4 protein-coding genes and 1 pseudogene are annotated in these 6,527 nt (G+C 61.6%); all 5 read left to right on the forward strand.

Annotation, left to right across the window (positions count from 1 at the left end):
* Positions 1-632 precede the first annotated feature (632 nt).
* The 5 genes and pseudogenes from SGJ19_16375 (at position 633) to SGJ19_16395 (ending at position 6,418) form a co-directional block, all read left to right on the forward strand.
* Positions 633-1,385 (forward strand): annotated as a pseudogene (locus SGJ19_16375) (serine/threonine-protein kinase).
* A 1,013-nt stretch (positions 1,386-2,398) separates the two neighbouring features.
* Complete coding sequence (locus tag SGJ19_16380; GenBank protein MDZ4781831.1) at positions 2,399-3,889, forward strand: tetratricopeptide repeat protein; 1,491 nt, start codon at positions 2,399-2,401, stop codon at positions 3,887-3,889.
* Positions 3,886-4,383: an ECF-type sigma factor gene (locus tag SGJ19_16385; GenBank protein MDZ4781832.1), complete on the forward strand. Its 498-nt coding sequence runs from the start codon at positions 3,886-3,888 to the stop codon at positions 4,381-4,383. Before SGJ19_16380 ends, SGJ19_16385 begins: the two co-directional genes overlap by 4 nt.
* 673 nt (positions 4,384-5,056) lie before the next feature.
* Positions 5,057-5,578, forward strand: a complete 522-nt coding sequence (locus SGJ19_16390) for a sigma-70 family RNA polymerase sigma factor (GenBank protein ID MDZ4781833.1) — start codon at positions 5,057-5,059, stop codon at positions 5,576-5,578.
* Between the two features lie 3 nt (positions 5,579-5,581).
* Positions 5,582-6,418, forward strand: a complete 837-nt coding sequence (locus SGJ19_16395) for a hypothetical protein (GenBank protein MDZ4781834.1) — start codon at positions 5,582-5,584, stop codon at positions 6,416-6,418.
* The last annotated feature ends 109 nt before the right edge of the window (positions 6,419-6,527 follow it).

The raw sequence follows: 6,527 nt of genomic DNA on the forward strand, positions 1-6,527 counted from the left end.
CCCGACTTTTTTCAGAAACGAGCCCTTCGGCAAATACGTCGAAGGGCGTTTTTGTTGGAGTTGCAGGGTTTTTCTTCCTGGTTTTCGGGCCCAGAATCACGTTCAAACTGCCGGCCGATTGCAACATGACAACTCGCTGAACTGCCGTAACCCATGTGCTCGTAGATAGTTAGCGAGTTCAAATCCCGTCGGCAGTTTCGCGATTGGCAACCACTACTCCAGTTCAATTGTCGTGTGCCAGCTCATTTTCCGCTGACCCGCAATACAACTAAGAGACTTTAGATTACCTTCGCAAAAGCAAATCGCGAATTGCTTTTCGCGGGGACTGCGCCTTTCGTTGCCGGATTACGCTGAGTGATCGGAGGACGATTCTGATGAACGAACTCGATCTATTCGTGGCTGCCGTTGCCGTGGCCGACCAGAGAGAACGGACATCTCTGTTGGACCGCGAATGCGTCGGTCGACCCGACGTGCGGCAGCGGATCGATCAATTACTGGACGCGCACTTCCAGTCTCACCCGTTGCTTGACCAGCCCGTCCCGGAACTGACGGGGGCCTATGTCCGCAATGAACAACCTGGCGCGGTCATTGCCGGTCGCTATAAGCTCCTCGAACAAATCGGCGAAGGCGGCATGGGCGCGGTTTGGGTTGCCGAGCAGACGCAGCCCGTTCGCCGCAAGGTAGCGTTGAAGCTCATCAAAGCCGGCATGGACTCCAAGAGCGTCATCGCCCGCTTCGAGGCCGAGCGCCAAGCACTGGCCGTGATGGACCACCCGAACGTCGCCAAAGTCCTTGACGGCGGGCTGACCGAAACGGGTCGCCCGTTTTTCGTCATGGAGTATGTCAAGGGCGTGCCGATCACCGAGTATTGCGATGCGGCACGGCTGAGTGTGCCGGAGCGGCTGCAATTGTTCACGCTAGTTTGCCAGGCGGTGCAGCACGCCCATCAGAAGGGGATCATCCACCGCGATCTCAAACCATCCAACATTCTCGTCGCGCCCTACGACGACAAGCCGGTGCCGAAAATCATTGACTTCGGCCTGGCCAAAGCGATGCATCAGTCGCTAACGGAGAAGACGCTGCACACAGCCCACGAGTCGGTTCTGGGGACCCCGCTGTACATGTCGCCGGAACAGGCGCAATTGAACAACGTCGACGTGGACACGCGATCGGACGTCTACTCGCTGGGGGTGGTGCTTTACGAGTTGCTCACCGGCACGACGCCGCTGGAACGGAAACGATTCAAGGAAGCCGCCTGGGACGAGATGCGTCGAATCATTCGCGAGGAAGAACCGCCACGACCCAGCGCCCGGCTGAGTTCGACCGACACGCTGCCGTCGTTGGCAGCGTGCCGTCATACCGAGCCATTGAAGTTGACGAAACAGGTGCGTGGGGAACTGGACTGGATCGTGATGAAGGCGCTGGAGAAGGACCGCGCGCGGCGTTACGAGACGGCCAACGGCTTCGCCGCAGACGTACTGCGTTACCTGAGCGGCGAGCCTGTGCAGGCGGCGCCGCCGAGTGCCACGTATCGGTTGAAGAAATTCGTTCGGCGGCATCGCGGCCCCATGTTGGCCGCGTCCATCGTGGTTCTCGCGCTATTGGTCGGGGTGGCAGCCGTGATTGGGGTGCAAGTCCAGGCCAACCGCGAACTGGCCGTCAAAAACCGCGAGTTGGCGGACGAGCAGGCCAAGGTGGCGGCGCGGAACCGCGAGCTGGCCGACGAGCAGGCCAAGGTGCTGGCCCGCGAGACCCAGGCCATCGAGGCCGTGAGGCGGTTCGGCGACGTCGTGTCGAAGAACGAGGCCCTCAAGAACAACCCGGCTCTGGAGTCGTTGCGCAAGGAACTCCTGAAAGAGCCGCTGGAGTTCTTCCGCGAGCTCCGCACGCGCCTCCAGGCCGACCGCGACACCCGCACCGAATCGTTGGAGCGCCTGGCCAAAGCCACTCACGACCTGAGCGCACTGACCCAGGAGATTGGCGACAAACAAGATGCCCTGATCGCGTGCCGCGAAGCCCTGGCGATCGTCCGGAAACTGGCCGACGCCAACCCCGAAATCGCCAAATACCGCAGTAACCTGGCGGAGAGCCACGACACCGTCGCCGGCCTGTTGTCGCACACTGGCGAGTCGGCGGAGGCGGAGGCCGAGTTCCGCCAGGCGATCGCACTGCGGCAAAACTGGCCGATGACTACCCCGACGTCGCGGAATACCGTAGTGACCTGGCGGGGAGCCGTCACGGCCTGGGCGACGTCCTGGCGGCGACGGGCCAGCCGGCGGAGGCGGAAACCGAGTACCGCCGGGCGATTGCCCTCTCGCAAAAGGTGGCCGATGAGAACCCCGCCGAATCCCGGGCGCGGGCCTTCCTGGCGAACCACCACCATAATCTCGGCGTCTTTTTGCATGAGACGGGTCAATCGGCGAAGGCCGACGGCGAGTACCGCACGGCGCTGGCCATCTACCGGAAACTCGCCGACGACAACCCCGCCGATATCGAGTTCCGCTTCTGCCTGGCGGACACCCACCTCGCTCGTGCCAACGTGATGTCGGTTACGGTCAAGCCGGCGGAGGCCGAGGCCGAGACCCGTAAGGCGTTGGCGGCATACCAGCAGTTGGCCGACGAACACCCCTCCGTCACGCGGTTCCGCAGCCGCGTGGCGCTCGGCCACTACAACCTCGTCGGCAAACTGAGCATGGCGGGCAAGACGGCAGAGGCGGAGACCGAATACCAACTCTTACTCGGGATGTATCGAAAACTGGCCGACGACCACCCGTCCGTCACCGAATACCGCAAACACCTGTCGCGAACCCACCAGAATCTTGCGATCCTGCGGAAGAACACCGGGAAGCTGGCGGAAGCCGAGGTCGAGTTCCGCGCGGCGCTGGCGATCATGCGAAAGCTGGCCGACGACAACCCGACCGTCACCGAATACCGCAGCGCGCTGGCGGGCAGCCATCACGGCCTCGGCGACATCCTGGCGGCGACGGGCAGACAGGCGGGGGCGGAGGCCGAGTTCCGCAAGGCCATTGCGCTCTCGCAGAAGGCGACCGACGAGAACCCCGCCTCCGTTCAGAACCGCCAGTTCCTGGCGAACCACCACAACAACCTCGGCAACCTGATGGCAGCGACGGGCAGGCCGGCTGAGGCCGAGGCCGAGTACCGCAAGACACAGGAGATTTACCGGAAGCTGGTCGACGCCGAACCCGCCGTCACCGAATTTGCCAACAACCTGGCTTTGATCCACGACAACCTGGGCCGCCACCTGTTGGGGATGGGTCGGCCGGCGGAGGCGGAGGCCGAGTTTCGTAAGGCACTTGAACTCATACCGGATTTTGTCCAGGCCAAATCTGGACTCGCGCAAGCCCAGCGCCTGACGGCGCTGTTGGACAAACTTCCCGCGCTCTTAAAGGGTGACTACAAGCCGACGACCAACGGCGAGCGGCTCGCATTCGCCGAGTTGTGCGCGACCAAGAAGCGGTATCGCGCGTCCGCGGGTCTGTACGCCGACGCCTTCGCCGCCGACCCCAAGCTGGCCGACGACCCAAAAACAGGCTATCGCTACAACGCCGCTTGCTATGCGTCCCTCGCCGCCGCCGGTCTGGGCGAGGACGCCGCCAAGCTCGACGACAAGGAACGGGTCCGCCTGCGGAAGCAGGTCCTCGACTGGCTCCGCGCCGAGCTGGTCTTGTGGGCCAAGCAACTGGAGAGCGGCCAACCCCCCGCCCGTGCCGCCGTGCCGCAGCAGATGAAGCACTGGCAGCAGGACCTGGATCTCGCCGGCATCCGCGACGCGACGGCCCTGGCCAATCTCCCGGCAGACGAACAGAAGATGTTCACCCAGTTGTGGGCCGACGTGGGCGAGTTGCTGAAGAAGGCGGAAAAGAAGTGAGGCCCGCCGAACTCTTGCCCCAGGTGTATGACGAACTTCGCAAGCTGGCGGCGGCGAAACTCGCTTCGGAAAAGCTGGGACAGACGCTCGACGCCACGGCGCTCGTCCACGAGGCGTTCTTGAAGCTCGGCGGCGAGCGCTCGTTCGCAACGAAGAGCGACTACCTGAAGGCCGCCGCCCAGGCCATGCGCCGCATCCTCGTCGATCGCGCCCGCGCTCGTAATGCCGCCAAACGCGGAGGCGGGCGGCGTGTCGATCTCGAATCGGACGATTTGGTCAGCCCGCCGCCGGACGACGCGGTCGAGGCCCTGGACGACGCCCTGTCGCGGCTGGCCCTGACGCACCCGCAACTTGCCGACCATGTCCAGTTGCGGCATTTCGGCGGGGTTACCCTCGCTCAATGTGCCGAAGTCCTCGGCGTATCCGCACGTACCGCCGACACCTGGTGGGCCTACGCCCGCGCTTGGCTCGCCGTCGAAATGAAGAAATACTGACGATCGAGGTTCGTAAGAGTTTTTGTCAATTTCGGTTACGATCCAATTCGTCGGCGAATGCCCCCATCCCAGCGGCTGACCCCAACCACGAAAAGTTCAATAGCCGTCCTGTCGCCCCGACTTTGAAGCATGGACGGCTCTTCGCGCTCCGTATGCGAAGAGCCGTTTCTCGTTTAGCAACAACGCTTTGCGATTGATCTCCCAGCCCGTCAATCGGGTTCAAACAATCAGTCGAGTTCGGGCCCGTGGCCCGATGATCGGCAGCAACTTGTTCTCAAGCAATGAGTTGCTGAGTTCAAATCCCGTTGCCACTTTCGCAGCCATCCTCAGGTAACAATGCAGGAGTCGCACTCGGCGATGGCTGAGAAATGCTTCGGTGTGTCGGACCTGCTGCTCAGCTCTTAGCAGTTCGCCGTTCCCTCGCCCGACCGCAGGCGGTGCCGATTCCAGCCGGGGGCGCAGACAATGAGCCCGCCCGAATGTCTCTTGAAAAGGCCCAGCAACCTGGCTGGCCTACGACGAATGAATGCGCTGCGCGGCGCACGCCAGCCGTCGCGCAGCTCTTCGTCGCGTGTGGGCTCGTCTTGCGGACCAGTATTCCAGCGTTTCTCGTAATATTTCCTGCTCGGCAAGCGTGAATAGTTCTGACCGATGCGTAGGGAGTGTCCAGATAGTGAAGCCACACGATTGGGACGAACTTTGTCGAGTACACGGGCCGATGGTCTGGAGCACGGTATTTCGTGTTCTAAACGACCACGCGGCAGCGCAGGATTGCTACCAGGATGTGTTCCTGGAAGCGTACCAACAGACACGAGGACGGAGGGTCAACGATTGGCCCTCGCTGTTACGCTGGTACAGCGTCCGTCGGGCGATCGATCACTTGCGGCGTCGCAGACGTGCGGCCTCTCTGGGCATCGCTTCCGGCGATGCCGTGGAACGGATCGCCTGTCAGGACGTGACCTCTCAGGTCGCTCAACTCAACGAGCTCATGGATCGGCTCTGCGAGGAGCTAGCGAAGCTCCCTGATCGGCAAGCGACCGCGTTTTGGCTCCGCTGTGTGGAGGAACGCTCCTATGCTGAGATCGCCGGGCAAATGGAGACCAACGCCAACGAAGTTGGCGTGCTAATTCATCGAGCTCGGCAGCAATTACGTGAAGCGCTGTCCGATTTGAAGCCTAGTCAAACTAAGGAGTGACCCATGAATTCTCGTCTGCCTCAAAACCTTGATGAACGATTGGAACTGGCCCTGACCGGCCTCCGCGGTCGCCAAATCGCGAAGTTTCCGGACGTGCGGGTTAATTTTCCCGCCGATCCCGTGGAGCCGTCTATGCCGGACCGGCAGGGCTACTGGCACCGGCCAGGTGTCCGACGAATCGCGGCTGCTGTCATGGTGTGTGTCGCGATCGGTGTCGTGCTGTTGAACTTCCGCGGTGGTGGGGCGGGGGTGGTGTTGGCCGACGTGATTCAAAGTGTTGTCCAGGCAAAGTCGGTGACCTTCGTGATGAAAGAGCAGATAAATGGCAAGACGTCCAAGGAGTTTCGTTGCTGGATGCAGGGGGATGGTCTGCGGATCGAAGGGCCGGACAACAGCACGCTAATCGAGAACGGCGCGGATGCTGTACTGCTGGACCGAAAGAGCAAGCAGGCGGCCAGGGTGCCGACCTCGACCGAGGTGCGTAAAGACCCGGTTCCCAGTCCGATCGAGCAACTACGTCTTGCGAAGTCCGACAATGCCACGTTTGTCGGCAAGGAGGTGATCGACGGATCTCAAACCAGCAAATTCCAGATGCCCGTCAAGGATGCAAGCCTGTTTCACAACGCAGAACAGTATGGATTCAGTGCGGAGTTGCAACTGACCGTGTGGGTCGATGTCGAGACCAGGCTGCCGGTGAGAATTGAAATTCGGCATCCGAAGGAAGCTGCTCGCATCGTCTTCGAAGGGCTGAAGTGGAACGAGACGTTGGATGCACCACTCTTTGATACAACCATCCCATCGGATTTTACCGAGACCAGCGAGCTGCTCCGAGGTCGCTAGTCAAGCTAACGCCCGGCCAGATCCTCGTGTTCCTAGCTACTCAAGACGCAAGGGCTTGTGCGATAGCGATTAACGGCTTTGTCCAGTTGCCAAACGAGCCGAAAAAAAG

This window comes from Planctomycetia bacterium, from assembly GCA_034440135.1.
Taxonomy (GTDB): Bacteria; Planctomycetota; Planctomycetia; order Pirellulales; family JALHLM01; genus JALHLM01.

What these genes read in the sequence shown, in the direction of transcription:
- SGJ19_16395 (MDZ4781834.1), top strand. Translation starts at nt 5,582, where the DNA reads ATGAATTCTCGTCTGCCTCAAAACCTTGATGAACGATTGGAACTGGCC.